Raw genomic sequence first — 24,970 nt, forward strand, 5'->3', positions numbered from 1 at the left:
GCGACGATATTGTCTTGGACGTCGATATCGACAGCGAGCGTCGACGAAGTACCGGCCCCGTCAAACCCTCCCCCTCAACCACTCCAGCAGCGCCGCCTGCGCACTCCCGTCCACCACCGGCGCCGGCGTCAACAGGTAGTAATCCGATCCATCCTCGACGAACCCCATCGGCGCAACCAGCACACCGCTTTCGATGTCGTCGCGCACCAGATGCCACGGCCCGATCGCCACGCCGAGCCCCGCGACGGCTGCTTGCAGACTGAAATAGAAATGATCGAACTTCTGCCCACGCCCGCGCGCGGCCGGCTGATTCGCCGCCCCCGCCCACGTGTTCCATGCGTCCGGCCGGGTCCGCGTATGCAGCAGCGCGGCGTCGGGCTTCAACGTGCGGCCGCCGCGACGCGACGCAAACCACGCACCGACCTTGTCCGGCCGGCAAACCGGCCCCACCCGTTCGGCGAACAGATGCTCGGCGTGACATCCCGCCTGCCACGCGAAATCGTTGCGACGAATCGCCATGTCGACCCCGCTGTCGAACGAGAACGGCCCGCCCGCGGCGGCCAGATGGATGTCGACGCCCGCATGCCGCGCCTGGAAATCCGGCCAGCGCGGGATCAGCCAGCGCATCAGGAGCGTCGGCTCGCACGACAGCACCGAACGCCGCGCACGGGCGGCTTCGCTGCGCAACGCGTGGGCGGCGTGACGCATCAGGCCCAGACCGTCATGGACAGCCCGAGCGAGCGTGCGGCCCGCATCGGTCAGGAACACGCGCCGGCTGCGCCGCTCGAACAGCGCCACGCCCAGATCGTCCTCGAGCAAGCGCACCGCGCGGCTGACCGCGCCATGGGTCAGGCACAGCTCGTCGGCCGCGCGACTGAAATTCTCGTGACGCGCCGCCGCGTCGAAACAGCGCAGCGCCATCAGCGACGGCAGGTTCGTCCGAGTCGATTGTGATTCAGACTCACCATTCTGGTCAGAAATCATCGTTTTTCCTGATGTAGCACGATCGATACGATTGTGCCATCAACATATCCGTTCCAGGAACAACGCCATGACCGAACTGATAGTCGTAGTCACCATTACGCTGCTCGCCGTCGTCAGCCCGGGGCCGGACTTCGCGATGGTCACGCGCAACAGCCTGATGCTGTCGCGTCGTTCCGGCGTGCTCACCGCATGCGGGATCGGGCTCGGCGTAACGGTCCACGTGAGCTACACGCTGCTGGGCGTCGGGCTCCTGATCCGTCAGTCGCCGTGGCTATTCAATGCCGTCAAGCTGATCGGCGCGATCTACCTGATCTACCTCGGCGCAAAGATGCTCATGACGAAAGCCGGCAACGCGCAAAGCGACGCCAGCGTGGCGCCGCTGTCCGATCTCGCGGCGCTGCGCACGGGCTTCCTGACCAATGCGCTGAACCCCAAAACCACGGTGTTCATCGTCAGCCTGTTCATGCAGGCAGTGCGGCCCGACACGCCGTTGACCGTGCAGATCGGCTACGGCGCCTTCATCGCGGCCACCCATGCCGGCTGGTTCAGCCTCGTGGCGATCTGTTTCTCGGCCACGGCGGTCCGCGATCGCCTGCTGTCGCTGCGGCACCGGATCGATCGCACGTTCGGATGCCTGCTGGTGGGCTTCGGCGTCGCGCTCGCCATCGCACGCGGCGGGCGCTGACATGCGACCCGCGCCGGATGCGCGGCGGCGCCGGACGCCGGCGCCGGCAACGTCAGAACGTCGGTGCGATCGCCCGTGCTTCGTCGAGCGCCCGGCTCCGGTCGGCCTTCCCGTCCGGGCCGAACAACGTGCGCTCGACGACGATCCCCGTGATGTCCGTCACGCCCACGAACTTGAGCCACGTTTCCATGTAAGGGCGCTGCAGATCGAATTCGGCGGCCGGCGTAAACGACCCCGGCGACTGATAGGCGAGCCCGCGTGCGTAGACCACCGCCGCCTTTTTCCCGGCCAGCTTGCCGGTGAAACCCGCTCCGTCGAACGTGAACAACACGTCCTTCTGCGAAATCACGTCGATCAGGTGCTTGAGCTTGTACGGAATGCTGAAATTCCACAGCGGCACGCCAAACAGGAATTTGTCGGCTTCGTGGAACGGCGCCGCGAGCCGCTCGATCCGCTGCCACGCCGCCGCCTGCTCCGGCGTCAATGCCGTGCCGCTCAGTCCGGCATATTTCGCGGCCAGCGCCGCGGCGTCGAATTCGGGCATCGGCAGATCCCAGATATCGATCTTCCGGATCTCGTGATCGGGATGAGCCTGCCGGTACGCGTCGAGAAATGCATTGCACACCTCGATCGACGCCGAATAGCCCTTGTTGGGTGAGCCTTCGATATAGAGCACGCGTGTCATCGCGCCAGTCCTTGCCAAGAGTGACGACGGCGCGCGGGATGCGCGCTCGCCCACTTCGCTTCCAAGCCTATCGGGTCGGCCTATAATCCGGAAACGATATTAATTGATCGAATTAACCTGAATTGGTGATGGATGAATACTCCCCTCGACACGGCGCTGCTTCATACCTTCGTTGCGGTTGCCGACGTGCGCAGCTTCACCGGCGCCGGGCGTCGGCTGAACCTCAGCCAGTCCGCGGTCAGCGCGCAGATCCTGCGTCTCGAGGAACAGGTCGGTCAGGCACTGCTCGTGCGCAACACGCGCAGCGTCACGCTCACCGGGCATGGCGAGACGCTGCTCGGCTACGCACGCGCGATGCTCAATCTGAGCGAGGAAGCGCGCGCCAGGCTGGGAACGGGTGACGCCACCGACGTCAAGCTGCGGATCGGCGTGTCGGAGGACTTTGCAGGCGGCTGGCTGCCGGACCTGATGCGCCGCCATGGCGCCGCGCGGCGCGGGCTGCGGCTGGATCTGGTCGTCGACATCGGCGACAGCCTGTTTCGCCGGCACGCCAACGGCGAATTCGATGTCGTGATCGGCAGCCGATGCTCCCACGCGGGCCACGGCGCGACGTTGTGGCAAGAGCCGCTCGCCTGGGCGTTCGCGCGCCACGAGCCGCTTCCGGAAGGCGACGTGCCGCTCGCGTGTTTCCCCGATCCGTGCCCATACCGGGGCGCCGCCATCACGGCGCTCGCGCGGGCCGGCATGCGCTACCGGATCGCGTGCGAAAGCCCCAGCGTGACCGGCATCCGCGCCTTCGCACGAGCCGGCATCGCGATCGCGCCGGTGCCGCGCAGCGTGATCGACGACACGCTTCGCGAATTGGGGTCGCCCGAAGGTTTGCCCGAACTGCCGGAGATGGAGTTCGTGATGATGCACGACGCGCGAATGCCGGCCGCCGTCGAGTTCGCCGCGACGATTCTGGACGAGACGGCTGCCCGCACGGGCGCGGGCAAACGCAGTCGGATGTAGCGGTAGCGCCCGCGTGCGTATTGCCGGCGCAAGCATGGCACTTCGCCGGACTCGAATCGCCGGCGGGGACGACGTTCAAACCACCTCGAAGCGCAACCCGGCATGGCGAATCAGGCGTTCGATGTAGCGTTCGTCGAACATCGTCGCGGGCGTCCAGAACCCGCCGCCGCGCCCGGTCTTCACGCCGTCGCGACTGCAATCGATCGCGAGACCGATCGCGGCCTGGCCGAGCATCTTGCCGGTGGAGCCATAGCCCGGATCGCGATCGCCGGTGACTTTCACACGCAAGGTTCGGCCGTCGTCGGCGCGGCCGAAGAAGCGCAAATCGTAGCGGCCAGCCTGCTGGGCCTCGACGCTCGGGCCTTCGCCGGGCTTCGGCAGCAGGAAGCGCTCCATCAGGCCGCGCACCGGCGCGATGAGGACACCCATCATGAACGCACCGAGGCCCGCCACCATCGTCAGCGCGGCCAAGCGCCCCTTCAGGCCCGCGCCGGTCATCACGGCTTCGTCATAGGTAAAGCGGCTGCCGTACGCGTTGCCCGCCAGCGCATTGGAGCGGTGCACGACGCGCTCGTTGATCGCCGCCATCACGAACGGCGCGATCCACGCTTCACAGTCGCGATCGAATTCGGCCGATCGAACCGCATGCTGCCGCACCGTGAAGCCATGCCGTTGCGGGCACAACGAATAAGGATCGAGCAGTTCCCTGCGCAATGCGGGATCGGCCGCCGCTTCGCGCACCACGTTGATCACGCTGGCCACGGTGCCGCCCGACGCACCGCCCTTCAGCGTTTTCACGCGCATCTTCACGCGAGCGGCCGGCACGCCCCACTGCTGCCGCGCCTGTTGCTGCAGGAAGAAAACGCCCATGTCCGACGGCACCGAATCGAAGCCGCAGCAATGCACGAGGCGCGCGCCCGATTGCCGGGCCGCGGGCTCGTACTTGTCGATCATCCGTTTGATCCATTGCGTCTCGCCGGTGAGATCGCAGTAGTCGGTGCCGGTCTGCGCGCAGACGCGGACCAGCGGCTCGCCGTATAGCGCGTAAGGGCCGACGGTGGATACGACCACCCGCGTTTGCGCGCACAGCGCCCGAAGCTGCGTTTCGTCGGCCGCGTCGGCGACGATGATCGGCACCTGCTGCCCGGCCGCGCCGAGCGCATCCCTGACCTGCCTGAGCTTCGCGTCGGATCGGCCTGCGATCGCCCAGCGCAGCGACTCGTCCGCACCGGCGTCCGCCAGATAATCGGACAGATAGCGGGCCAGGATCTGCCCGACGAAACTGGTGGCGCCGAATACGACGAGATCGTAGGTCGGTTGGGGCATGGACGACTCCTTCGGTGCGCGCACGTCGCACGCATCCGTATCGTTAGCGTGGCTTTCCGGGTTCATCGAAGGCCGTCAAGGGCGTGGGCAGATTCAGCACCAGTTGCGCATCCTTGACCACGTCGAGACGCATGATTGTGGATGCGCCGAGCCCGTCGAGCAACTGGCTGAGCGGCCCACCGTGCCGCACGAGCTCGACGTTGCGCGGCAACAGGCGCTGCGCGAACGACAGCATGTTGGTCTGCACCGACGCCTGATGCCACGCGCCGTCGATGCGGTTGACCATCGTCGTCGTGCCCATGTGCGATTGCGACGGCACGCTGGTCAGCGCGGGCAGCGGCACGCTCAGGCTCAGATCCGGCCGCCCGCCCGGGCCGGCGATACCCGCGCGCGCCGTGGCGCCGATGTTCACGTCGATATCAGCAAGCCACTTGGGCAGTTGGTAGCCGTGCACGCCGCGCACCCGCGCGATTTCCGTCGTGACCGGCAGCGCCAGCACGTGCGCGAAGAAACTTCGACGCCGCATCGAGTCGATCAGCTCGAGCGCGTGCGAGCCTTTCGCGCCGGGCCGGCGGATCACCACCGCGACCGATACTTCGTCATACGGATCGTTGTCGCACACCGCGTACGAAAAGAACGTCAATGCGACGAGCCCGTATCCGGGCAATGCCCGCAGCGGTTCGAGCGGAACCGGCAGCATGGTGCGCAGGCGTTCGAGCGGCGCAAGAAACAGCAGTTGAATGCTGCTGGAACGATAGTAGAAGTTCGGCGCCCAGGTCGGCCCCCCTCGCGACATCACCTGACGCTTCGGAATCCGCCGGAAAAAATCGATGTTCCCCGCGGCGGGATCGCGCGCCACCGCGTCCAGGTCCGGATTCATCCGGAATCGGTCGTAGTACCCGCCCTCTGGCACGTCGACCGTATGCGGCCCGAATTCGACCTGTGTAAAACGCCTGTCCATGTTCGTTGTCTCCCGTCGATGGTCGAGCAGCGGCAGGCGAGATACGAAGCCTGCCGATTCGCTGTCGTCGGCGAGCACTCTAAGCTTCAAGTCAACTTCAAGGTCAAGGCGACGAGTAGAGGAACCTGTCGGAGTGCGGCGGCACGGCGGGCGGGCAACGCCGCGAATCGAACAGGACGATCATGTCGCGTATATGCGATCGGCTTGCCGCCGACAGCGTTGGCTTATAGTGCCGGTTGCCCATTCGACGAGGAGAACAACCATGAAACTGCAGGCCAGCGGTCCATTCGAGGTGAAGCTGAATCCGCAACCGCTGAGTCACGTTGCGGAAAGCAGCGGGCTCGGCCGCATGTCGCTGGACAAGCATTTTCACGGCGACCTCGAAGCCGTCAGCCAGGGAGAAATGCTCGCGTTTCGCAGCAGCGTCCAGGGTTCGGCCGGCTACGTCGCGATGGAAACCGTCAAAGGCGTGCTCGGCGGACGCAAAGGCAGCTTCGTGCTGCAGCACAGCTCCACCATGACGCGCGGGCAGCCGACGCAGTCGATCACGGTCGTGCCCGATTCCGGCACGGACGAATTGGTCGGCCTCTCCGGCACGATGCGCATCGATCTCGACCACGGCCAGCACGCATACCGCTTCGACTACACGTTGCCGGACGCACCGCAATAAGCGCGCACGTCACGCGTGCGCCGCTTCGTGCAGCCTGAACTGCGCGACCGCCGCGCTCAGCCGCGCGCCCTGTTCGTCGAGCGACAGCGCCGCGGCCGCCGCCTCCTCGACCAGCGCGGCATTGCGCTGCATCGTCTGCTCCATCTGGATCACCGCGGCATTCACCTGCTCGATGCCCGACGACTGTTCGTCGAATGCCTGGCTGGTTTCGCCCATGATCGCGTTGACGCGCTCGACCGCCGCGACGAGCTCGGTCATTGCCGAGCCGGCCCGCGCGACGAGCCCGCTGCCGTCTTCCACGCGTCGCGCGGAATGGCCGATCAGCTCGCGAATTTCCTTCGCCGCCGCGGCACAGCGCTGCGCGAGCCCGCGCACCTCGGTCGCGACGACCGCGAACCCGCGCCCCTGCTCGCCCGCGCGCGCGGCTTCGACGGCGGCGTTCAACGCGAGGATGTTGGTCTGAAACGCGATGCTCTCGATCACGCCGACGATGCCGGAGATGCGCGTGGAGCTGGTCGAAATTTCCGACATCGTCTCGACGACGCGCTGCATCGCTTCGCCGCCGCGCGACGCGATGCCGGCCGCGCCCTCGACGTACGTGCGCGCATCGCGCGCGTTGTCCGCGTTCTGGCGCACGGCCGCCGTCAGTTGCTCGACGCTCGCGGCCGCCTGCTGCAACGACACGGCCTGCTGCTCGGTGCGTGCCGACAGGTCGACGTTGCCGCTCGCGATCGTGCGCACGTCGCCGACGATCGTCTCGGTGCTCGCGCGCACCTGGCTCACGGTTTCGACGAGGCCGTCCTGCATCCGCTTCAGCGCATTCAGCAGATACGCCATCTCGTTCTCGCCGGGAACGACGACCGCGCCGGTCAGGTCGCCTTTCGAGATTTTCTCGAACTGGTCGACCGCGAGATTGATCGGCTCGATGATCGCCTTCGCGAGCACGCGCTGCGCCAGGAACCCGACGACGAGCGCCAGCCCCGCGACCGCCCCCATCCCCCACACGATCCGGTGGAAATTGACGCCGGCCGCCTCGTAGCGCGCCTTCTGGCGCGTGACCTGGAACGATTCGAGCGCGTCGATCGCCGCCTGGTACGCGGCGAACAATGCGGGCGGCGCGGTGCGTTGCGTGTCGAGGAAGTTGAACGCGTCGTCGCCGTCGAGCTGCGACAGCGCCTTCAGGAACACGCGGTCGAGCAGCGCGCGACGGTGGTTCTGCAGCGTGTCGAACAGCGCCTGCTCGCCGGCGTCGCGCGCATGCAGACGCGTGTACGCGTCCAGTTCGTCGTTGCTCTGCTTGAGCAGCGTGTGAAGTTGCGCGACTTCCTCTTTCGCGGGCTGGCCCGCGCTGATGATCTGCGCGACGTCGCTCATGCGTTCGCGCAGCACCAGCATCCGCTCGGAACTGGTCTTCAGATGCAGCAGCGACGCGGTATCGTCGCGGTACATCGCCTCGAGCGAGCCGTTGCCGACGTAAAGCGCCGCGATGCAGGCGCCGACCACCAGCACGAGCAGCACGGTATAGCCGGCGATGGTCGCGACGAGGCCACCACGGATAGTGAGTTGTTTTCGCATGACGTTCCCTTGAGCCGGCCGGGCATGGCCAGCGGCGGATGTGAATTCCGGAACACGAACGACGCGCGCCGTCACGCAATACGCGGCGCGGGGGCTGCGTACGGGTTAACGGCGCGGGGAACGGGCGGCTTTTATCCGCACGCGACGTGAATCTTGACAATTGCGACAGCGGGACGCGAAAGCAGCGCGACTGCCGGCCGTCGCCGGGCCTGGAGCGAATCGCTTCGGGCGAAAGGTCGCGCTGGTGCGTGGCGATCTGCCAAACGTTTCCCCACGCGCCCTTCACCATCGCCCGCCGGTCGCCGTACGGCATGTCGGCAGGCGGTTCCAGCGGGATCGCTTGCGCCGCGAGCGTGCGTCGATAGGTGGAATCGGTGTCCTCGACGTTCACGTACAGGAACGCCGGCATCGGGTCACGCGTCGGTCTCGTAAAACAGGCCGTATTCGCCGTTCGTTCGCCTGATGCGCGCGAAACCCGGTTCGCCCAGATGCATGCCGGCGATCAGCAGCCCTTCCGCGCTGACCCGGTCCAGCAGCCGCGAACGCGTGGCCGCCGCCTGCGGCGCATCCTGATCGAACGCAATCGACACGTCCGGCCGCTTGATCTGGATATGCGGAAAATGCACGACGTCGCCCCACACGAGCAGGCCCTGATCGCCGGATTCGAGCACATAGCCGGTATGTCCGTCGGTATGCCCCGGTAGCGGTATGGCTGCGATTCCGGGCAGCACGTCGCCTTCATCGAAGGTCCGCAGCGCGTCGCCGTAAGCGTCGAATGCCCGGCGCGCGATCCGGAAATTGCCGCGGGCGCGTTCGCTGGCGCGGCTCAGGTTGCCGTCGTCGCGCCAGAATTCGACCTCGCGTCGATGCGCGACCAGCTCCGCATTCGGAAACGCCACGTGTCCGGCCGCATTCACCAGCCCGCCGACGTGGTCGGGATGCGCGTGGGTGAGCAGGACGGCGTCGATCGCGGCAGGCTCGATGCCGGCGAGCCGCAAATTGTCCATCAGGCGGCCGCCCCATTCCTTGATACCGCCGGCTCCGGCATCGATGAGAATCGTGCGGCCCGCGCCGCGCACGACGTAGCAGTTGATATGCACGGCGGACGGCTCCTCCTGCCCGGCCGCACGCTGCATCCCGGCCGCGTCGGTCGCATCGATATTCGACAGGAAATCGAGGCTCGCCGTGAGGTAGCCGTCGCTGATCGCGGTGATCGTGAAATCCCCGACACGCCGGCCGGGAAACGTAACGTTGGACATCGTGCTTCTCCGCAGTGGCTAGTTTCGGGCGTGAAGGTCCGGCGCGGCATGACCGAAGCAACGGATGCGCGCCGTCAGCCCCGTGCGGCGAACGATCGCGTGATCCAGCGTCTCCATGAACGCGTTCATGAGCGCGGGCGGGCGAGACGACGCCGCGCGATACCGGATTTCCGCGAAAACGGGGTGCCCGCAGCCGTGCCGGACCGCCACGTAAATGACGTGGACGTTCGTCAGTTCCGCCTGAAGGACATCCGTACAGAGTTCGATGCAGTCGCCGGACAGTTCGGCGAGGCGCGCGTCGGGCGGCATGCGCTCCGCATCGATATGGAACGTCACGTTAGGCATCGCGGGCGGCCTTCGTCAGTTGTTCGGTCATCGGTGCGTAAAGGTGAAGCCCGGCCGGCACGCTCCCGGCAAGCGGCGCATCGCTGCGCGGCAGGACCGCGAGCCAGCGGCGCGCCGGACACTGCTCCAGTGCGACGGCCTGCATGGCCAGCGGCTCGAGGCCCAGTTCGATCAGCGAGTCGGGCCCGCGGGCACTCAGCGCGAGCAGTTCGTCGGCATTGACCGCCGGCGCACGACCGATATCGCCATAGAGGTTGCGGTGCCAGTCGGTGATGTGTTGCTGCCACCGCGCGAAATTGCCGCCGCCCTTCTGCCGATAGTCATCGCCGGTCAGCACGTCGAGGCCGTCGATCGTGTGAACGGCCAGATACACGGGGCAACCGCCGCTGATCGCCCTGAAACGCTGCGACGTGTGAAAACCGGCCACCGAGATGAGGGCCGGCAGCTTGTCGAGGCTGTAGAAATCGTTCCATTCGGCTTCGCTGGCCGGGTCGGCGAAGCTGCATTCCACGGTGTAGATCATCGGTTCGTCCTCTGCGTCGATTGACGGATATTCAGTGCAGTGACGTAATGCTAATCTGCGGTTTCCCGCGTAGATATCGACTTAAAGTCAGCATTCAGTGACATTTGATCAAGCTGACGGTCGAACGCGCTCCGACCGGCGAGACCCCGATGCGACGCAAGATCCCGAGCAATTCCGCGCTCCTGGCCTTCGAGGCCGCGGCCCGGCACGGCAGCTTCGCCCGCGCCGCCGACGAACTGGCGCGCACCGAGGGCGCGGTCAGTCGGCAGATCGGCCGGCTCGAGGCGTTCCTTGGCGTGACGCTGTTCGAGCGCGTCGGCAACCGGGTGCGGCTGGCGCCCAACGGCACGCGATACGCGGTACAGGTGCGCGAGATTCTGGATCGGCTGGAACGGGACAGCCTGTATCTGATGGGGCAGCCCGTCGAAGGCGCGAGCATCGACATCGCCGCGATTCCGACTTTCGCGACCCGCTGGCTGATCCCGCGGCTGAAGCGCTTTCAGGCGCGCCATCCGAACGTCACCGTGCACATCGCCGAACGGATGGAGCCGTTCCTGCTGGCCGGCAGCGGCTTCGACGCGGCCATTCATTTCGCGCATCCGGCCTGGGCCGGCATGCATCTGCATCCGCTGCTGGAAGAGGTGCTGGTGCCCGTCTGCAGTCCGGCGCTCGTCGAAGGCGCTGGCGCCAATCCGTCGCTGGATGCGCTGCCGCGCCTTCATCGGCGGCAGAATCCGGATGCGTGGCAGGTTTACGCGGAAGAGGCCGGCATCGTGCTGACCAATTCGGCGGTCGGCCCGCGATACGATCTGCATTCGATGCTGATCGAGGCCGCGCTGGCCGGCGTCGGCGTCGCGCTGGTGCCGCGCCTTTACATCGGGGCCGAGCTCGAGCAGGGGCGTCTGGTCGCGCCCTGGCCCGACGGCAAAGCGGTGACGAAAAATTTCTGCCTCGTGCTGCCCGAGCCGATCGAATTGAGCGCGGCGCCGGTGCGGGCGTTTGCGGAGTGGGTGGTGGGCGAGGCGCAAGGTGGGGCCGGTTGAGGCCGCCCCCGTCGTTCATCGCGGTACGAATCAGGAAAGCCCTTTACGGATGATGCAAACCGACATCGAAGCCCCCGGGCCTGCCGGCCCGCTGCGCGGCACGCTGTTGTCTCCTGCGACGGGCGATGTCCCGGTGGTGCTGATCGTGCCGGGATCGGGCCCGACCGACCGGAACGGCAACAATCCCTACGGCATTCAGGCATCGATCTATCGTTTGCTGGCCGAAGGATTGCTCGGTCAAGGTATCGCGTCGGTTCGCATCGACAAGCGCGGCATGTACGGTAGCGCGTCGGCGATCGCGGATGCGGACGACGTCACGATCGACGATTACGCGGCGGACGTTCGCGCGTGGGTGGCCGCCATCCGGGCGCGGACCGGTGCGCGCCGCGTATGGGTGCTCGGACATAGCGAAGGAGGATGGGTCGCGTTGTCGGCGGCGCGGCAGACGGCCGATATTAGCGGCCTGATCCTCGTAGCCACACCGGGACGGCCGCTCGGGCAGGTATTGGCGCGGCAACTGCAGTCGAACCCCGCGAATGCCGGTGTCCTGCGCAACGCGATGTCGATACTCGAATCGCTCGAAGCCGGCAAGACGGTCGACGCGGCCGGCATCGATCCCGCGCTGATGCCGTTGTTCAGGCCGCAGGTTCAGCGGTTCCTGATGAGCGAACTGGCCATCGATCCGGCGGCCCTTCTCACCGGCTATACGAAGCCGGTCCTGATCGTGCAGGGTGCGCGGGATATTCAGGTTGGCGTGCAGGATGCGCAGCGGTTGAAGGACGCGAATCCACGCGCCCGGCTGACGATCGTCGCGAATGCCAATCACGTGCTCAAAACCGTTCACACGGACGCGCGGGATGAAAACCTTGCCGCGTACTCACACCCGGATCTTCCTTTGGCCAGCGGGGTGGTGGAAGCCATTTCGGCATTCGTTCGGGAATCGACCGGCGGCGGGATGGGTCGCCCTGCACTTTCGCAACGGAAAAACGCGCGATGACGCACCTGATTCGATTCCGGGTTCGGCCTGTTTATCACGGTAGCGATCTGCTGGTCGAAATACTCGACGACCACCGCGCGGCCGATTTTCCGGATCTCGCCGGGATTCTCCGGGATGCGCTGCACGCCGTCCGGCTCCCGCATCCGGACGGCCTCGACGACCCGCACGTCGCCTTGTCGCAGGACCGCTATTTCAGCTATTGGACGTACGATCGCGGCCACTATGAAATCGACGACGATATCTGGGGCTGGTGCGTCACCGCGCCGGTGAACAACCGGGCCATCGTCGCGGACATCGAGCGGGCGCTGCTCGCGACCGGCAGATTCAGCAAGGAAGCCGTGGATTTCGGCAAGTTTGCGTGACGCAAAGCGATCGCCTCCGCCGGTACGTCGAACCGGTCCACTCCTCCGCTAATCGAGGTACGGCTTCAATACGCCCCCGGTCCAGTCCATGACAGCCCGCCCACGCGGCGAAAGGTTGCGCCGATGCGCGACGACGAGCGACGCGGCGCAATAGGACCGGCGGCACTTCATCCGCGCTTCGGCACGGGCAGTGGCGAAGCTGCCCGTGTCGAACCGGGCGCGCGCATCCTCGCGAACGCATCGCGCAAATCCGCGCAAAACGCATCGCCGATCATCGACAGCGGCTGCGACGCGGACGTCACCAGGTAGAAGTGATCGGGCACGGCCGGTTCGAACGGCTTGACGACCACACGCTCGCCCGCGTACGCGGCCGTCACCGGATCGATCAGCGCGACGCCGGCGCCGTTCGCGACGAACGCGACGATCGTCCGCGACAACTGCGCCTCGATCGACAGCACGCGCGACACGCCGGCTTCGACGAATACGCGGTCGATCGCGCTGCGCGCCTCGAAACTCGGCGGAAACGAGATGAACGATTCGTCGCGCAGGTCGGCCGGGTGCACGACGCGCTTGCGCGCAAGCCGATGCCCGCGCGGCACGATGCAGCACATCGCGCTTTCCGCGAGCCGCTCGCCGCGCACGGCCGGATGCGGGACGGGTTCGGCGATCAGCCCGACGTCGCATTGCCCCGACGCGACCTTGTCGACGACGGTGGACGCACTGTGCGCGAGCAGCGTGATGTCGACGCCCGGATGCGCGACCGAAAAACGCGTGACGATTTCCGGCAGCAGGTCGAGCGCGACGGCCGGCGAACCCGCCACGCGCAGCGTGCCGCGCCGCATCGCGCGGATCTGTTCGGCGGCCTGCGCGACGCGGTCGAGGCCGACGAACGCGCGTTCGACCTCTTCGTACAACACGCGCGCCTGCGCGGTCGGCGTGAAGCGCCCCTGCTGCCGCTCGAACAGCACGAAGCCGATCCGCGCCTCGAGATCGGCGATCAGCCGGCTCACGGCCGGTTGCGAGATATGCAGATCGCGCGCCGCGCGCGTGACGGTATGGCGCTGCATCACCGCGCGAAACGCTTCGATCTGGCGAATTCTGAGCGAGGGCGTGGTCATAACACTGGATTATGAGTCGTTGATCAAGCTGTATTGGACAGCCCATTTTGCCTGTCCGAACATCGGTTCCGCAACGTACTGAAAGCAAGGAGCCCTGCCGCCATGGGATATAACACGCAACCGCCTCACCCGCGACACCGGAGCCGCGCATGACCGTGCGCCGCTTCGACGTCGTCGTGGCCGGCGGCGGTCTCGTGGGCATGGCCATCGCGTGGGGCATCGCGCGTCTCGGCCAGCGCGTCGCGGTGTGCGACGGCGACGACATCGCGTTTCGCGCGGCGCGCGGCAATTTCGGGCTCGTATGGGTGCAGGGCAAAGGCGGCCGCTGCCTGCCGTATGCGCGCTGGTCGTGCGAATCGTCGGCGCGCTGGCGCGCGTTCGCCGCGCAGTTGCAGCGCGAAACGGGCGTGGACTGCGCGTTCGACCGCCCGGGCGGCATCGAGTTGTTCGAGCAGCGAGCGGAACTCGATAGCGCAACTGGCCTGCTCGAATCGCTGCACCGGCAGGACGCCGCGCTGTCGTACAAGGTGCTCGATCCGGCGGCGCTGCGCCGACGCATTCCCGCGGCGTCGGCATCGCTGGCCGGCGCGCTGTGGTCGCCGAACGACGGTCACGCGAATCCGCTCTACACATTGCGCGCGATGTTGCACGCGTTCCAGCAGTGCGGCGGCGTCTATCTGCCGCGCAGCGAAGTCACGGAGATCCGCCCGCGCGCCGGGCGCTTCGAGATCGACACGCGTCACACACGGCTCGAAACCGGGCGCGTGGTGCTCGCGGCCGGCCTCGACAACGCGCGGCTCGCGCCGATGGTCGACCTGCGCGCGCCGATCTCGCCGCTGCGCGGCCAGATCATGGTCACCGAGCGCCTCGCGCCGTTTCTCGACTATCCGACGCTCGTCGTGCGCCAGACATCGGAAGGGTCGGTGTTGCTCGGCGACTCGGCCGAAGACGTCGGCTTCGACGACGGGCAGACGCGCCAGGCGATGGTCGACATCGCGCGCCGCGCCCGTACCGCATTCCCCGTGCTCGCGCATGCACGCATCGTGCGCGCATGGGGTGCGCTGCGCATCATGACGCCCGACGGCCTGCCCGTCTACGAGGCGTCGGCCACGTACCCCGGCGCGTTCATCGCGATCTGCCACAGCGGCGTGACGCTCGCGGCGACCCACGCCGATCTCGTCGCGCCGTGGATCGCCGGCGGCGCCGCGCCGGCCGACCTGTCCGCCTTTACCACCGCGCGCTTCGCCGCGCCCACGGAAGCCCGGCATGTTTGAATCCCTCGTTCCCGCCGCCGCGATGCTCGAACGCGTGCGCATCCATATCGACGGCACGCCGCACGACGTGCCCGCGCAATACAGCGTCGCGGCCGCGATGCTCGCCGCCGGTTCGGCCGCGTGCCGCACGAGCGCGGTGAGCGGCGCGCCGCGCGGCCCGTTCTGCATGATGGGCGTGTGCTTCGACTGCCTCGTCGACATCGACGGCGTGCCGAACGTACAAGGCTGCATGACGCCCGTCGCCGACGGCATGCAGGTGCGCACGATGCACGGCAAGGCGAGGCTCGCATGACGCGCCGCCAGTGCGACCTGCTGATCGTCGGCGCCGGGCCGGCCGGGATGGCGGCGGCGACTGCCGCGTGTGCGGCCGGCTTGTCGGTCGTCGTCGCCGACGAAGGCCGCGCGCCCGGCGGTCAGATCTATCGCGACGTGGCCGACGCGCCGGCGCCGCTCGCGCAATGGCTCGGCGCTGACTACACGGCAGGGCGCCCGCTCGTCGACGGCCTGCTCGCCAGCGGCGCGCATTACCTGCCGCGCAGTGTCGTGTGGCAAATCGCGTTCGAGCCGGAACCCGTCGCGATGCTCACGCAAAGCGGTCCGTCGCGCGGCACGCTCGAAATCGGCGCACGCGCGGTGCTGATCGCGACCGGCGCGCAGGAGCGGCCGTGGCCGGTGCCGGGCTGGACCTTACCCGCCGTGATGGGCGTCGGCGCCGCGCAGACGTTGCTGAAAGCGTCGGGGCTCGCACCATCGGCCGACGCCGTGCTCGCGGGTAGCGGCCCGCTGCTGTGGTTGTTCGCCGCGCAATTGCTGAATGCCGGCCGGCGCGTGCGCGCGCTGGTCGACACGACACCGCGCGACGCGTGGCGCCGCGCGCTCCCGCATGCGCTGCCGGCGCTGCGCGGCGCCGACTATCTGCTCAAGGGCTGGCGCATGTTGCGCGCGGTGCGCGACGCCGGCATTCCGGTCTATCGCGGCGCGACCGATATCCGCATCGACGGCGACGACCGCGCCGAACGCATCCGCTTTCGCGACGCGCAAGGCGTCGTGCAAACGCTCGACACGTCGCTCGTGCTGCTGCATCAGGGTGTCGTTCCGTCGACGCAGCTCGCGCGTTCGCTCGGCTGTGCGCACGAATGGGACGAATCGTCGGCATGCTGGCGGCCGCGGTGCGACGCGCGCGGCCGCAGCAGCGTGCCGCACGTGTGGATCGCGGGCGACGGCGCCGGCATCGGCGGCGCGCGGGCGGCGGCGCTGGCCGGCGAAGTGTCGGCGCTCGACGTCGCCGCGCGACTCGGTGCGCTCGACGTGCAACGGCAGGCCGCACGCGAACGCCCGGTGCTGCACGCGTTGCGCCGCCATCTCGCGGTGCGCCCGCTGCTCGACGCGCTGTACACGCCGCCCGCCGCGCTGCGCCGCCCCGATGACGACACGATCGTCTGCCGCTGCGAGGAAGTCACGGCCGGCGAGATCCGCCAGCTCGCGGCGCTCGGCTGCCAGGGGCCGAACCAGATGAAGGCGTTGACGCGCTGCGGGATGGGCCCGTGCCAGGGACGCTGGTGCGGCACGACGGTCGGCGAACTGATCGCCGACGTGCAGCAGCGCAGCGTCGGCGACGTCGGTCACTACCGGATCCGCGCGCCGATCAAGCCGGTGACCGTCGGCGAGATGGCCGACGCGCTCGAACTGTCGAACGATTTTCAGCGCGGCGAGTTTCCGAGCTGACGCGCACGCCTACGCTTCCCCACCCGAACGGAGCCTGACCATGAAGACGCGCATCACGATTCTCCTTTCCGCCGCCGCGATGGCCTTCGCGTCGCCGGCGTCGGCGAAGGAATGGACGACCATCCGCATCGGCGTCGATCCGACCTACCCGCCGTTCGAGTCGACCGCGACCGACGGTAGCGTGAAGGGTTTCGACATCGATCTCGGCAACGCGCTGTGCGCGAAGCTGAATGCGAAATGCGTGTGGGTGTCGAGCAGTTTCGACGGACTGATTCCAGGGCTGCAGGCGCGCAAGTTCGACGTGATCCTGTCGTCGATGGCCGCGACCGAACAACGGCGCCAGCAGATCGACTTCACCGATCGCCTGTATCGCAACCAGACGCGATTGATCGCGCGCACCGGATCGGGGCTGCTGCCGGATGCGGCGAAGCTCGCCGGCAAGCGCATCGCGGTCGAACAGGGCACGATCCAGGAAACCTATGCGCGCGAGAAGTGGGCGGCCGCGAAGGTCGAGGTCGTGCCGTACCCGAGCTACGACCAGGCATATGCGGATCTCGTCACCGGGCGCGTCGACGGCGTGCTGATGGATGCCGTGCAAGGCCAGCTCGGGTTCCTCGCGACGCCGCGCGGCAAGGGCTTCTCGTTCGCGGGCGGCGTGGTGTACGACGCGAAGATCATGGGCAATGGCGACGCGGCCGGCGTGCGCAAGGCCGACATCGACCTGCGCGACGCACTCAATCGCGCCATCGCGCAGATTCGCAGCGACGGCACGTACAACAAGATCCAGTCGAAATACTTCGACTTCGACATGTACGGGAATTGACGGCGAATACGGGTTCGGTTCGACTTCGCCCGTGCGGTTCATGCGAGCGCCGCGTCGTGCAGCGCTCGGCGGGTGCCGCGCCGCGTCAGCCGTCTCGAGGTTGCGTGGATAAGTCCTTTCTGGACATAATCCGCCTATCTTGAGTCCGATAAGGTCTGACATGCTCGACATCCGCCAGCTTCAGTACTTCATCGCGGTCGCGGAAGAAGAACACGTCGGCCGCGCCGCCGAGCGTCTGCATATTTCGCAATCGCCGCTCAGCCGCCAGATCGCGCAGCTCGAGGAAAAGCTCGGCCTCACGCTGTTCGAACGCAGCCAGCAGCGCATTCGCCTGACGCGCGACGGGCGCACGTTCCTCAGCGAAGCGCACGCATTCCTGCGCCATGCGAACCGGCTCGAATCGCTCGCGCGCCGGCTCGGTCGCGGCGACGAAGGCGGGCTGTGCATCGGCTACCTCGAAACGGCCACGCACTCGGGCGTGCTGCCGCGCGCGCTGAAAACGCTGCGCGCCGAACGCCCGTCCGTTCATATCGCTTTGTATAACTATCAATCGGCCGCGCAGCTCGAAGGCTTGCGCGAGCGCAGCCTCGACATCGCGCTCGTCACCGAGCCGCCCGCGCCGGACGATCCCGAGCTCGAATCGACGAAGGTGCTGGACGATCCGATGCTGCTCGCGATGCCCGACGGGCATCCGCTCGCGAAGAAAAAGACGCTCGTCGCCGGCGATCTCGCCGCGCAGGCATGGATCGGCGTCACGCAGCAGGACAGTGCGCCGCGTCACGGTGCGTTCGTCGCGGCCTGCGCGAAGGCCGGCTTCTCGCCGGACATTTCGGTGGAAGCAACCGAGCCGCTCGCCGCGCTCGGCCTCGTCGCCGCCGGGCTCGGCGTGACGATGATCCAGCAGAGCCTGCGTCACCAGGTGCCGGAAGGCGTCGTGCTGCGCGAGCTGCCGTGGTTCAGCTATCGCACGCCGCTGTGGGCGGCGTGGCACAAGGTCAACCTGCGGCCGCTGGTCGGCATCTTCCGCGAGATCCTGACCGGCGAGGACGCCATCGCGACAGTCGGCAAATAACTCGACGAAAGCGCGGGGCGGCGTTGCAACGCCTTGTGCGCCGGTCGCGCGTGCGTCGAGCTTTGCGGATCAACGATCGGCCGGCAGCGGTGCATTGGCCGCGATCAGGCCTTGTTCGCGCATCTCGCGCCAGAAGTCGGCCGGAATCGCCACGTTCAGCGCCGCCTGGTCTTCCGCGATCCGCTCCGGACGGCTCGCGCCCGGGATCACCGCGACGGTGGCCGGATGCGACATCGAGAACTGCAACGCGGCGGCCTTGATCGGCACGTCGTAACGCGCGGCGATCGCCTTGATCCGGTCGACCTTCGCGAGGATGTCCGGCGAAGCCTTCTGGTATTCGAAGTGCGTGCCGCCCGCGAGCACGCCCGAGCTGTACGGGCCGCCAACGACGATCCCGACGTTCCGCGCGGCCGCCGCCGGCATCACGCGTTGCAGCGCGCGCTCGTGGTCGAGCAGCGTGTAGCGGCCGGCCAGCAGCATGCCGTCCGGTTGCGGTTCGGCGAGGTCGAGCACCAGTTCGATCGGTTCGACGCGGTTCACGCCGAGGCCCCATGCGTTGATCACGCCTTCTTCGCGCAGCTTGCCCAGCACGCGGAACGCGCCCTTGCGCGCCACTTCGAATTGCGCGAGCCATTCGTCGCCGTAGAAGTCCTGCGCGATGTCGTGCACCCACACGATATCGAGGCGGTCGGTGCGCAGGCGCTTCAGGCTGTCCTCGATCGAGCGCAACGTCGCATCGGCCGAATAGTCGTTGACGATGCGATTCGGCCGGCCGTGCTCGAACAGGCCGCCCTTCTCGCCGAGATCGCGCGCCGACACGTCCTCGATTTCGTCGAGGATCACGCGGCCGACCTTCGTGCTCAGCACGTATTCGTCGCGCGGATGGTTCGCCAGCGCGTCGCCGAGGCGGATTTCCGCAAGACCGGCGCCGTAGAACGGGGCCGAATCGAAATAACGCATGCCGTGTTGCCACGCGGCTTCGACGGTGGCCGCGGCTTCCGCGTCGGGGATATTGCGAAACATGTTGCCGAGCGGGGCGGTACCGAAACCGAGGATCTTGTTGCCGGGCAGCTTGTCGTTGAGACTCACGATTTTTCTCCAGGGAAGGATGGAAAGCGAGTTCAGTCTAGGGGCGCGGGTTAAGTCTGTCCAAGACGGAATTCAACATAGTTGAGTCCCGCGAGGTCTGATTCGGCGATTGGCGGCGTGTTTCGATCCGTGGCGCCGGCGCGCTGTTCGGGCGAACTGCCCGACAGGCAAGGCTACCGAGCGAATTCACGTTCGATTCATGACTCAGGCTCAAAAATGACTTGGCCGGGCGGCCATTTTTCCCGGTCGCCGCGATACCTATATTGGGTGCACTCGCAACGACATCGACGTGGTCGACGTGGATTGCGGCTGACTCCACCCCACAGGTACCCATGATGAAAACGCGCGTTTCCTCCACCCTCGCCGCCCTGCTCCTTTCCGCACCGGCGCTGTCGTTCGCGCAACAAGCCGGCCATCCACCGACCCGCGCCGAAGTGAAGGCCGAGATGGCCCGCCTCGCGGCGGTCGGCTACACCCCGGCGCTGGATCACAACCAGTATCCGGCCGCGATCCTTGCCGCGGAAAAGCGCGTGCGCGAAAACGCCGTCGCGCAGGGCGCGCCGAACGCCGCCCCGGTCGCCGTCGCGCACCGGTCCGGTGACGACGTGCCCGGCCGCGACGAGCCGCGCGGCCACCGATCCGCCGATGTAGCCGGCCGCGCCCGTCACGAACATCCTGAGGCCTTTCATCCGTTGCTCCGGGCGCGAGACGGGCCATGCGGTACGCGTCCGGCAAGATGTCGTGTGTCGCAGTATCGACGGCCGGCGCCGGCGGCGAAAGGCATGAGTCACTAAAACAGTTTCGCGCGCGGCGGGATGATCGACCGTGTCAGACGAAGCCTTCTTCGACCAGCGTGCAGCCGTCGGCCGTGATCTCGTGCCGCTGGCCCGAGCCGCCGACCACGCGGCTCCAGCTCGCGGATACGAGCACGGCGGCGGCGCCGTCCGTGCGCAGCGCGTAGTCGAAGCCGCCATACATGCCGGGCACCACGAACCACATGCGGTCGGCCTGCGCGTCGTATTCGAGCAGCGGTTCGAGTTCGGGCAAACGTAGCGCGTCGAGCCGCAGGTTCGCGATGCGGCCGACGATCATGTCGTGGAAATGGCGTTGAATGGCGCACAGCGTGCCGTCGGGCACGAAACGCCGCGGCTGTGGCGTCAACAGCTCGACCAGATGCCGATGTCCGCGCCGCGCGGCGATATCGACCGGGCGCTCGCGGCGCGCATCGCGCAGCGTGCGCCATGCACCGAGCCGCAGCAGTTCACCGACGACCTCCCGCGGTGCGCCGCCATACGCGGCCTGATGCAGCGGCGCGTAAAGCGACGTGCCGCCCGGCCGCGTCGCGTTGACGAGCGCCGGCTGTTGCGCCAGGCGTTCAAGCAGCGTCGTCCATGCGCCGTCGCGCGCCGCGTCGGCCAGCGCATGCCGGCTCGCCAGCTGCGCGCCGTCGAGCACGTTCACGCCCGTGATTCCGTCCCATGCGATGCTCAATCGGCTGTCCTCCGTCGCCCGGTGCCTCGCTCGCCGGGCACCGGATTGCCCGCCCATCATAAGCATTTCCCGACGGGCGAGCGTGGCGACGTTACCGCGCGTCGCCGAGCGCGCCGAGAATCCGGTATGCGGCCTTCACGCGGTCCTCGATCGGCACGTTGCCGTTCGCGAGCATCACGATTCCGATCCGCTTCGCGGGAACGAACGCGACGTACGTACTGAAGCCACCGGTCGACCCCGTCTTGTTGATCCAGGTCGCGGGGTTCGGCGCGAGCGGCGGCTGGATCGCGCTCGCCGGCACCGCGTCGAACAGCATCTTCGGCGCGTTGCCCGCGAGCAGCGTCGGCAGCGCGACCGGGTACGGATACTGTTCCCAGATCAGATCCTGCGTCAGCGGCCCCGCGCGGAAATAGCCCGTGTGCGTGCGTTCGATCGCGCGCTGCAGGCGCGGCGCCGTCGGGATCATCCCCATGTTCGCCTGCACGAAGCGCAACAGGTCGGCCGCCGTGGTCCGCACGCCGTACGCCGGCTGCCACAGCATGCCCTCCGTCATCCGGACCGGCTTGCCGTCCTTCGTGTAGCCCTGCGCATAGTCGGCCATGCGCGCGTCGGGCATGTCGATGTACGTGTGCGTCATCCCGAGCGCGGGAAAGAGCCGCTGCGCCATCAGCGTCGCGAAGTCCTCGTGCGCCGCCTTCGCGGTTAGCCAGCCGAGCATGCCGATCGCGACGTTCGAATACTTGCGATGCGTGCCCGGCGCATACGCCGGCCGCCACGCGTCGAGATAGCGGACGAGGCTCGCGTCGTCGCGGATGCTGTCCGGCACCTGCAGCGGCGTCCCGCCGGGCGTGTGCGTGCCGAGCTGGAGCAGCGTCACGACGCCAAACGGCCTGCCTTGCAGCTCGGGCAGATATTGGGCCACGGCGTCCGCGAGCGACAGTTCGCCGCGCTCCTGCGCGTCCGCGGCGAGCGTCGCGGTCAGCGTCTTGCTGACCGAGCCGATCTCGAACAGCGTGTCGCCCGTCACCGGCTTGCCGGTCTGCTTCGACATCACGCCGTAGTCGAACACGTACGGCTTGCCGTCGGCGACGATGCCGATCGCCATGCCGGGAATCGCGTACTGCTTCATCAGCGGCGCGACCTGGCGCGTGACGGTGTCGTGGAGCGCGTCCTGCGTGACGGCGGCCGCGCGACCGGCCGTGGCGGTCGCGCATGCGGCGACGAACAGGGTCGCGGCAAAGCGTGTCGCGTTGAATCGCATGGGTGCGGTTCCTTTCGATTTCCGATGGTTGCATGGACAACAGATCCGGCCGCGCCGCGCCGCGCGCGTCGGCCGTCCTGTCGAAGCAGGACTATCCGCTACCGCCCGGCCGCCAACAATCGACGATATGTTGCGCGAGCCGAAAGAAAAACTTATGAGATACGCAACATGCGGGATGGGGGTGGGGGCCGCGCCCCCTCGGAGCCGCATGCCCATTTTTCAGGAAAACCTGCCGGTTTCTACAGCATCGAACCCGCTGGCCGAATGGCGCCGTATCGAAAGTCGACGAAAAAGAGATAAGTCTGGTCAGATCCACGCGCGCGGCTGGCGGCGCGATTGATTCATCCGCCCGGATCGAAGTAGACTCGCGGAAGCCAAAAATAAAATCCGACCTGAGAGAAACAATGAATCGCCATTTCCCGATCGCCCGCTTCCGCGTCGTTGGCTCCCGCGTGGTCGCGTGATTTTCACGCACCGACCGACCTGAACCGAAATACGCGACGCCGCCGCGTTTCTGCGCGCGCACGTTCGCCGTTTCGTCGTTGAGCCAGAAGAATCGCCAGGGTGGGCGCACCGTCCGCGCCCACCCGGCCCGACCGGAGAGCGAGCCCGTGACCGAAACCGTGGCCGCGTCGGCCTATCGGCCGCGCGATGTCGTCAATGCGCCCGACATCAAGGCGGCCATCGCACGCCGCAGCGCCGAGCGCGGCGATCCGGCCGAGATCCGCGCGTGGCTGGGCAACCATTTCTTCCGCTGGGTCGTCGGCGCATTCGAGCAGGCTCGGCCGCTCGCATCGCTCTCCGATTACCGCGCCCTCGCCGGCGCCGACTGGCCGGCGCCCGAGTGGCTCGTGCGCCGGTTCCGCGGGCAATCGGCGTCCGCGCCGTCCGAGGCATCTCCGGCATCCGGCCCGACGCCCACCGCGGAGAAGGCGTCGCTCTACTTCATCGATCCCGAGCACATGCTGCTGATCGACCGCGAACGCGTGCTGGTCGAATTCCTGCGCTCGCGCGCCGGCACGCGGCTCGCGCAGAAACTGCAACGCATCACCTGCGCGATGGCGCTCGACATGTGGGAACGCGAGCACCAGCGGATGCAGGCGCGCCGCGACAAGGGCTGGGTGCCGAGCAGCGGCCTCGCGCTGCGCGAGGTGCTGCGCACGCCCAACGGGATCGTGTTCGAATTCGTCGGTGATCATGCGGCGCTGCGCGAGGAACTCGCGTACGAGTCGTACTACATGCAGCACTGTCTCGGCCAGTTCGCGGATCGCCGCCGGCTGCGCGGCGGCTACGGCGAGCAGTACGCGCAAGCCGCACGGGACGGCCGGCTGCGCCTCTTCACGCTGCGCGGCGCAGGCAACCAGCCGCACGTGACGATCAGCCTGCAGGCGAGCGGCGACGGCCTGCGCATCGACCAGATCAAGGGCAAGCAGAATCGCCATCCGGTGCGCCGCTATGCGGACGACGTCCGCCAGTTCCTGCGCGCGCTCGCGCCGCGCGGCGAGCGTCATCCCGATTGCGAGGGCATGGGCCTCGTCTTCGAACCGGATGCGCCGGGGGCGGCCACCGGCGCGTGGACCTTCGTCACCGACGTGCGCTCGTCCGACCATCTGCTGAGCGTGATGAGCGAGAACTTCCACCTGATCGAGCATTTCGAGCAACCGCCGGCCGTGCTGCAATGGCTGCTGCTGCGCAACGCGCCCTATGCGCTCGGCCAGTTGCGCCAGATCGATCCGGCCGTCGCGGCGGCCGCGCGCCATGCGTTGCCGGCCGATGCGCTGCCGGCCGCGCACCTACCCGACGCGGCGACCGCGGCAGCCGCATTCGAGATCGAAGGCATCGCGATCGATCCCGCGCTGTGCGCGGCATTCGCGTTGCCCGCGCCGACGGACGGGAGCGCGTCATGCTGACACTGCTGCTTGGCGCGGCCGTGCTGTGGCTCGTGTGGTACGTGTGGCGCTCGTTGCGGGTCGCCGCACGGATGGTGCGCGAAGTCGACGCCGATCAGGCCGCGGGCGCCGACAGCACGGTGCCGGTGCGGCAAACCACGGCCGTCAGGCTCGCGCATGCGCAGGCCGAGCAGGCGCCGCCGAACCGCCGCCGCTGGGCGCTCGCGCTGGCCGACATCCTGCTGATCCGCAACGGGCTGCGCTGCGATTGCGACGACCTCGTCCATGCGCTGCCCGATGCGCAGCGCGAACAGCTCGCGCGCCAGGTGCGGCGCGAACTCGACCTGCCGGCCGACCTGCCCGAGTGGCAGATCGTGCAACGCGTGCCGTCGATCCTCGCGGGCTGGATTCGCGGCGTCGGCCGCTCGCACGACGGCTTCTACGAACAGCTCGCCGCCGTCGGGCGCGTGCGCGACGCACTCGCGTTCGATTGCGCGCGCACCGCGTTTCTCGTGCGCTGCATCGCGCTGCTCGGCTGGGCGTCCGAACAGCACGCGTGGATCGTGCTGCTGCTCAACGCGCAGCGCGCGCAGGACAGCTTCGACAGCTGGGAGGACTTCGGGCTCGCGTATGCGCGGGCGCGCCAGCAGTGGCTGCGCGGCAGCGGCCAGGACGGCCCCGCGTCGTCGCGCGCCACGCAGGAAGTACGCGAGTACCTGCGCAATCCGTCCGGAAACTGGCTTTCGCTGCCGTGGAAGCGCTACCGCATCTTCGATCCCCAACCCGTTTCGTCATGACCGCC

The 24,970-nt window shown here is 67.7% G+C and carries 27 protein-coding genes and 1 pseudogene; 15 read left to right on the top strand and 13 right to left on the bottom strand.

The genetic code is table 11. From position 1 onward, the window contains the following. Positions 1-60 precede the first annotated feature (60 nt). Entirely contained in the window at positions 61-984 is a 924-nt protein-coding gene (locus AC3IFE_RS19665) for a LysR family transcriptional regulator (protein WP_489191648.1), read from the bottom strand. 67 nt (positions 985-1,051) lie between these two features. Between AC3IFE_RS19665 and AC3IFE_RS19670 the strand changes: the two genes are divergently transcribed. Continuing rightward, positions 1,052-1,669: a LysE family translocator gene (locus tag AC3IFE_RS19670; protein ID WP_489191649.1), complete on the top strand. Its 618-nt coding sequence runs from the start codon at positions 1,052-1,054 to the stop codon at positions 1,667-1,669. Between the two features lie 52 nt (positions 1,670-1,721). On the opposite strand, the gene AC3IFE_RS19675 is transcribed toward AC3IFE_RS19670, so the two are convergent. After that, positions 1,722-2,354, bottom strand: coding sequence for an FMN-dependent NADH-azoreductase (locus tag AC3IFE_RS19675; RefSeq protein WP_489191650.1), 633 nt, complete (start codon positions 2,352-2,354; stop codon positions 1,722-1,724). Positions 2,355-2,486: 132 nt separating this feature from the next. On the opposite strand from AC3IFE_RS19675, the gene AC3IFE_RS19680 reads away from it, so the two are divergent. After that, the gene (locus AC3IFE_RS19680) at positions 2,487-3,365 is read left to right on the top strand and encodes a LysR substrate-binding domain-containing protein (RefSeq protein ID WP_489191651.1); all 879 of its coding nucleotides are present in this window, start codon (positions 2,487-2,489) and stop codon (positions 3,363-3,365) included. 75 nt (positions 3,366-3,440) lie between these two features. Here AC3IFE_RS19680 and AC3IFE_RS19685 read toward each other — a convergent pair whose 3' ends face one another. Together AC3IFE_RS19685 and AC3IFE_RS19690 are read right to left on the bottom strand one after the other, a co-directional pair. Next, positions 3,441-4,691 (bottom strand): saccharopine dehydrogenase family protein, encoded by a 1,251-nt coding sequence (locus tag AC3IFE_RS19685; RefSeq protein ID WP_489191652.1) that lies wholly within the window; start codon positions 4,689-4,691, stop codon positions 3,441-3,443. 43 nt (positions 4,692-4,734) lie between these two features. Then, the gene (locus AC3IFE_RS19690) at positions 4,735-5,652 is read right to left on the bottom strand and encodes an acetoacetate decarboxylase family protein (RefSeq protein ID WP_301737137.1); all 918 of its coding nucleotides are present in this window, start codon (positions 5,650-5,652) and stop codon (positions 4,735-4,737) included. A 262-nt stretch (positions 5,653-5,914) separates the two neighbouring features. Between AC3IFE_RS19690 and AC3IFE_RS19695 the strand changes: the two genes are divergently transcribed. Further along, entirely contained in the window at positions 5,915-6,322 is a 408-nt protein-coding gene (locus AC3IFE_RS19695) for a DUF3224 domain-containing protein (RefSeq protein WP_301737138.1), read from the top strand. Positions 6,323-6,331: 9 nt separating this feature from the next. Here the strand turns inward: AC3IFE_RS19695 and AC3IFE_RS19700 are convergent, their stop codons facing one another. The 4 genes from AC3IFE_RS19700 to AC3IFE_RS19715 all read right to left on the bottom strand — a co-directional run bounded on the left by AC3IFE_RS19700 (position 6,332) and on the right by AC3IFE_RS19715 (position 10,024). After that, positions 6,332-7,897, bottom strand: coding sequence for a methyl-accepting chemotaxis protein (locus AC3IFE_RS19700; RefSeq protein ID WP_301737139.1), 1,566 nt, complete (start codon positions 7,895-7,897; stop codon positions 6,332-6,334). A 413-nt stretch (positions 7,898-8,310) separates the two neighbouring features. After that, positions 8,311-9,156 carry an MBL fold metallo-hydrolase gene (locus AC3IFE_RS19705; protein WP_489191653.1) on the bottom strand — a complete coding sequence of 282 codons (846 nt, stop codon included), beginning with the start codon at positions 9,154-9,156 and terminating at the stop codon, positions 8,311-8,313. A gap of 18 nt (positions 9,157-9,174) precedes the next feature. After that, positions 9,175-9,501, bottom strand: a complete 327-nt coding sequence (locus tag AC3IFE_RS19710; RefSeq protein ID WP_489191654.1) for a hypothetical protein — start codon at positions 9,499-9,501, stop codon at positions 9,175-9,177. Further along, on the bottom strand, positions 9,494-10,024 hold the full coding sequence (locus AC3IFE_RS19715; RefSeq protein WP_489191655.1) for a sugar ABC transporter: 531 nt from the start codon (positions 10,022-10,024) through the stop codon (positions 9,494-9,496). The genes AC3IFE_RS19710 and AC3IFE_RS19715 overlap by 8 nt, the downstream gene beginning before the upstream one ends. Before the next feature lie 149 nt (positions 10,025-10,173). Between AC3IFE_RS19715 and AC3IFE_RS19720 the strand changes: the two genes are divergently transcribed. The 3 genes from AC3IFE_RS19720 to AC3IFE_RS19730 are packed head-to-tail and all read left to right on the top strand — an operon-like array spanning position 10,174 to position 12,426. Beyond that, positions 10,174-11,067 carry a LysR substrate-binding domain-containing protein gene (locus tag AC3IFE_RS19720; protein ID WP_489191722.1) on the top strand — a complete coding sequence of 298 codons (894 nt, stop codon included), beginning with the start codon at positions 10,174-10,176 and terminating at the stop codon, positions 11,065-11,067. 49 nt (positions 11,068-11,116) lie between these two features. After that, the gene (locus AC3IFE_RS19725; RefSeq protein WP_489191656.1) at positions 11,117-12,064 is read left to right on the top strand and encodes an alpha/beta hydrolase; all 948 of its coding nucleotides are present in this window, start codon (positions 11,117-11,119) and stop codon (positions 12,062-12,064) included. After that, positions 12,061-12,426 (top strand): hypothetical protein, encoded by a 366-nt coding sequence (locus AC3IFE_RS19730; RefSeq protein ID WP_089471568.1) that lies wholly within the window; start codon positions 12,061-12,063, stop codon positions 12,424-12,426. Before AC3IFE_RS19725 ends, AC3IFE_RS19730 begins: the two co-directional genes overlap by 4 nt. A 48-nt stretch (positions 12,427-12,474) precedes the next feature. Here AC3IFE_RS19730 and AC3IFE_RS19735 read toward each other — a convergent pair. Beyond that, positions 12,475-12,573 (bottom strand): annotated as a pseudogene (locus AC3IFE_RS19735) (LysR family transcriptional regulator); the annotation flags it as partial. Between the two features lie 20 nt (positions 12,574-12,593). Beyond that, positions 12,594-13,544, bottom strand: a complete 951-nt coding sequence (locus tag AC3IFE_RS19740) for a LysR substrate-binding domain-containing protein (protein WP_489191657.1) — start codon at positions 13,542-13,544, stop codon at positions 12,594-12,596. 149 nt (positions 13,545-13,693) lie between these two features. Here AC3IFE_RS19740 and AC3IFE_RS19745 point away from each other — a divergent pair, with 149 nt between their 5' ends. The 5 genes from AC3IFE_RS19745 (at position 13,694) to AC3IFE_RS19765 (ending at position 18,438) form a co-directional block, all read left to right on the top strand. Next, on the top strand, positions 13,694-14,818 hold the full coding sequence (locus tag AC3IFE_RS19745) for an NAD(P)/FAD-dependent oxidoreductase (protein ID WP_489191658.1): 1,125 nt from the start codon (positions 13,694-13,696) through the stop codon (positions 14,816-14,818). Further along, positions 14,811-15,110: a (2Fe-2S)-binding protein gene (locus AC3IFE_RS19750; RefSeq protein ID WP_301737146.1), complete on the top strand. Its 300-nt coding sequence runs from the start codon at positions 14,811-14,813 to the stop codon at positions 15,108-15,110. The genes AC3IFE_RS19745 and AC3IFE_RS19750 overlap by 8 nt, the downstream gene beginning before the upstream one ends. After that, positions 15,107-16,543, top strand: a complete 1,437-nt coding sequence (locus AC3IFE_RS19755) for an FAD/NAD(P)-dependent oxidoreductase (RefSeq protein ID WP_489191659.1) — start codon at positions 15,107-15,109, stop codon at positions 16,541-16,543. Before AC3IFE_RS19750 ends, AC3IFE_RS19755 begins: the two co-directional genes overlap by 4 nt. A 40-nt stretch (positions 16,544-16,583) precedes the next feature. Beyond that, entirely contained in the window at positions 16,584-17,366 is a 783-nt protein-coding gene (locus AC3IFE_RS19760) for an ABC transporter substrate-binding protein (RefSeq protein WP_489191660.1), read from the top strand. A 160-nt stretch (positions 17,367-17,526) separates the two neighbouring features. After that, the gene (locus AC3IFE_RS19765) at positions 17,527-18,438 is read left to right on the top strand and encodes a LysR family transcriptional regulator (RefSeq protein WP_301737148.1); all 912 of its coding nucleotides are present in this window, start codon (positions 17,527-17,529) and stop codon (positions 18,436-18,438) included. A gap of 69 nt (positions 18,439-18,507) precedes the next feature. Here AC3IFE_RS19765 and AC3IFE_RS19770 read toward each other — a convergent pair whose 3' ends face one another. Beyond that, complete coding sequence (locus AC3IFE_RS19770; protein ID WP_489191661.1) at positions 18,508-19,527, bottom strand: aldo/keto reductase; 1,020 nt, start codon at positions 19,525-19,527, stop codon at positions 18,508-18,510. A 335-nt stretch (positions 19,528-19,862) separates the two neighbouring features. Here AC3IFE_RS19770 and AC3IFE_RS19775 point away from each other — a divergent pair, with 335 nt between their 5' ends. Beyond that, entirely contained in the window at positions 19,863-20,321 is a 459-nt protein-coding gene (locus AC3IFE_RS19775; RefSeq protein WP_489191662.1) for a DUF4148 domain-containing protein, read from the top strand. A 34-nt stretch (positions 20,322-20,355) separates the two neighbouring features. Here AC3IFE_RS19775 and AC3IFE_RS19780 read toward each other — a convergent pair whose 3' ends face one another. Both AC3IFE_RS19780 and ampC read right to left on the bottom strand, forming a co-directional pair. Beyond that, on the bottom strand, positions 20,356-21,018 hold the full coding sequence (locus tag AC3IFE_RS19780) for an ankyrin repeat domain-containing protein (protein ID WP_489191663.1): 663 nt from the start codon (positions 21,016-21,018) through the stop codon (positions 20,356-20,358). Positions 21,019-21,109: 91 nt separating this feature from the next. After that, positions 21,110-22,279, bottom strand: a complete 1,170-nt coding sequence (ampC, locus tag AC3IFE_RS19785) for a class C beta-lactamase (protein ID WP_489191664.1) — start codon at positions 22,277-22,279, stop codon at positions 21,110-21,112. A 208-nt stretch (positions 22,280-22,487) separates the two neighbouring features. On the opposite strand from ampC, the gene AC3IFE_RS19790 reads away from it, so the two are divergent. The 3 genes from AC3IFE_RS19790 to AC3IFE_RS19800 all read left to right on the top strand — a co-directional run bounded on the left by AC3IFE_RS19790 (position 22,488) and on the right by AC3IFE_RS19800 (position 24,965). Beyond that, complete coding sequence (locus AC3IFE_RS19790; RefSeq protein ID WP_489191665.1) at positions 22,488-22,619, top strand: hypothetical protein; 132 nt, start codon at positions 22,488-22,490, stop codon at positions 22,617-22,619. Between the two features lie 271 nt (positions 22,620-22,890). After that, complete coding sequence (locus AC3IFE_RS19795) at positions 22,891-24,189, top strand: hypothetical protein (RefSeq protein WP_489191666.1); 1,299 nt, start codon at positions 22,891-22,893, stop codon at positions 24,187-24,189. Further along, positions 24,183-24,965, top strand: a complete 783-nt coding sequence (locus tag AC3IFE_RS19800; protein WP_089471739.1) for a DUF1266 domain-containing protein — start codon at positions 24,183-24,185, stop codon at positions 24,963-24,965. Before AC3IFE_RS19795 ends, AC3IFE_RS19800 begins: the two co-directional genes overlap by 7 nt. Positions 24,966-24,970: the final 5 nt, after the last annotated feature.

It is taken from the genome of Burkholderia sp. APQ4-4ca, from assembly GCF_057837105.1.

Bases quoted from the DNA above. Each gene is read 5' to 3' on its own strand.
- AC3IFE_RS19665 (WP_489191648.1), bottom strand. From the start codon at position 984: ATGATTTCTGACCAGAATGGTGAGTCTGAATCACAATCGACTCGGACG.
- AC3IFE_RS19670 (WP_489191649.1), top strand. From the start codon at position 1,052: ATGACCGAACTGATAGTCGTAGTCACCATTACGCTGCTCGCCGTCGTC.
- AC3IFE_RS19675 (WP_489191650.1), bottom strand. From the start codon at position 2,354: ATGACACGCGTGCTCTATATCGAAGGCTCACCCAACAAGGGCTATTCG.
- AC3IFE_RS19680 (WP_489191651.1), top strand. From the start codon at position 2,487: ATGAATACTCCCCTCGACACGGCGCTGCTTCATACCTTCGTTGCGGTT.
- AC3IFE_RS19685 (WP_489191652.1), bottom strand. From the start codon at position 4,691: ATGCCCCAACCGACCTACGATCTCGTCGTATTCGGCGCCACCAGTTTC.
- AC3IFE_RS19690 (WP_301737137.1), bottom strand. From the start codon at position 5,652: ATGGACAGGCGTTTTACACAGGTCGAATTCGGGCCGCATACGGTCGAC.
- AC3IFE_RS19695 (WP_301737138.1), top strand. From the start codon at position 5,915: ATGAAACTGCAGGCCAGCGGTCCATTCGAGGTGAAGCTGAATCCGCAA.
- AC3IFE_RS19700 (WP_301737139.1), bottom strand. From the start codon at position 7,897: ATGCGAAAACAACTCACTATCCGTGGTGGCCTCGTCGCGACCATCGCC.
- AC3IFE_RS19705 (WP_489191653.1), bottom strand. From the start codon at position 9,156: ATGTCCAACGTTACGTTTCCCGGCCGGCGTGTCGGGGATTTCACGATC.
- AC3IFE_RS19710 (WP_489191654.1), bottom strand. From the start codon at position 9,501: ATGCCTAACGTGACGTTCCATATCGATGCGGAGCGCATGCCGCCCGAC.
- AC3IFE_RS19715 (WP_489191655.1), bottom strand. From the start codon at position 10,024: ATGATCTACACCGTGGAATGCAGCTTCGCCGACCCGGCCAGCGAAGCC.
- AC3IFE_RS19720 (WP_489191722.1), top strand. From the start codon at position 10,174: ATGCGACGCAAGATCCCGAGCAATTCCGCGCTCCTGGCCTTCGAGGCC.
- AC3IFE_RS19725 (WP_489191656.1), top strand. From the start codon at position 11,117: ATGATGCAAACCGACATCGAAGCCCCCGGGCCTGCCGGCCCGCTGCGC.
- AC3IFE_RS19730 (WP_089471568.1), top strand. From the start codon at position 12,061: ATGACGCACCTGATTCGATTCCGGGTTCGGCCTGTTTATCACGGTAGC.
- AC3IFE_RS19740 (WP_489191657.1), bottom strand. From the start codon at position 13,544: ATGACCACGCCCTCGCTCAGAATTCGCCAGATCGAAGCGTTTCGCGCG.
- AC3IFE_RS19745 (WP_489191658.1), top strand. From the start codon at position 13,694: ATGACCGTGCGCCGCTTCGACGTCGTCGTGGCCGGCGGCGGTCTCGTG.
- AC3IFE_RS19750 (WP_301737146.1), top strand. From the start codon at position 14,811: ATGTTTGAATCCCTCGTTCCCGCCGCCGCGATGCTCGAACGCGTGCGC.
- AC3IFE_RS19755 (WP_489191659.1), top strand. From the start codon at position 15,107: ATGACGCGCCGCCAGTGCGACCTGCTGATCGTCGGCGCCGGGCCGGCC.
- AC3IFE_RS19760 (WP_489191660.1), top strand. From the start codon at position 16,584: ATGAAGACGCGCATCACGATTCTCCTTTCCGCCGCCGCGATGGCCTTC.
- AC3IFE_RS19765 (WP_301737148.1), top strand. From the start codon at position 17,527: ATGCTCGACATCCGCCAGCTTCAGTACTTCATCGCGGTCGCGGAAGAA.
- AC3IFE_RS19775 (WP_489191662.1), top strand. From the start codon at position 19,863: ATGAAAACGCGCGTTTCCTCCACCCTCGCCGCCCTGCTCCTTTCCGCA.
- ampC (WP_489191664.1), bottom strand. From the start codon at position 22,279: ATGCGATTCAACGCGACACGCTTTGCCGCGACCCTGTTCGTCGCCGCA.
- AC3IFE_RS19790 (WP_489191665.1), top strand. From the start codon at position 22,488: ATGCCCATTTTTCAGGAAAACCTGCCGGTTTCTACAGCATCGAACCCG.
- AC3IFE_RS19800 (WP_089471739.1), top strand. From the start codon at position 24,183: ATGCTGACACTGCTGCTTGGCGCGGCCGTGCTGTGGCTCGTGTGGTAC.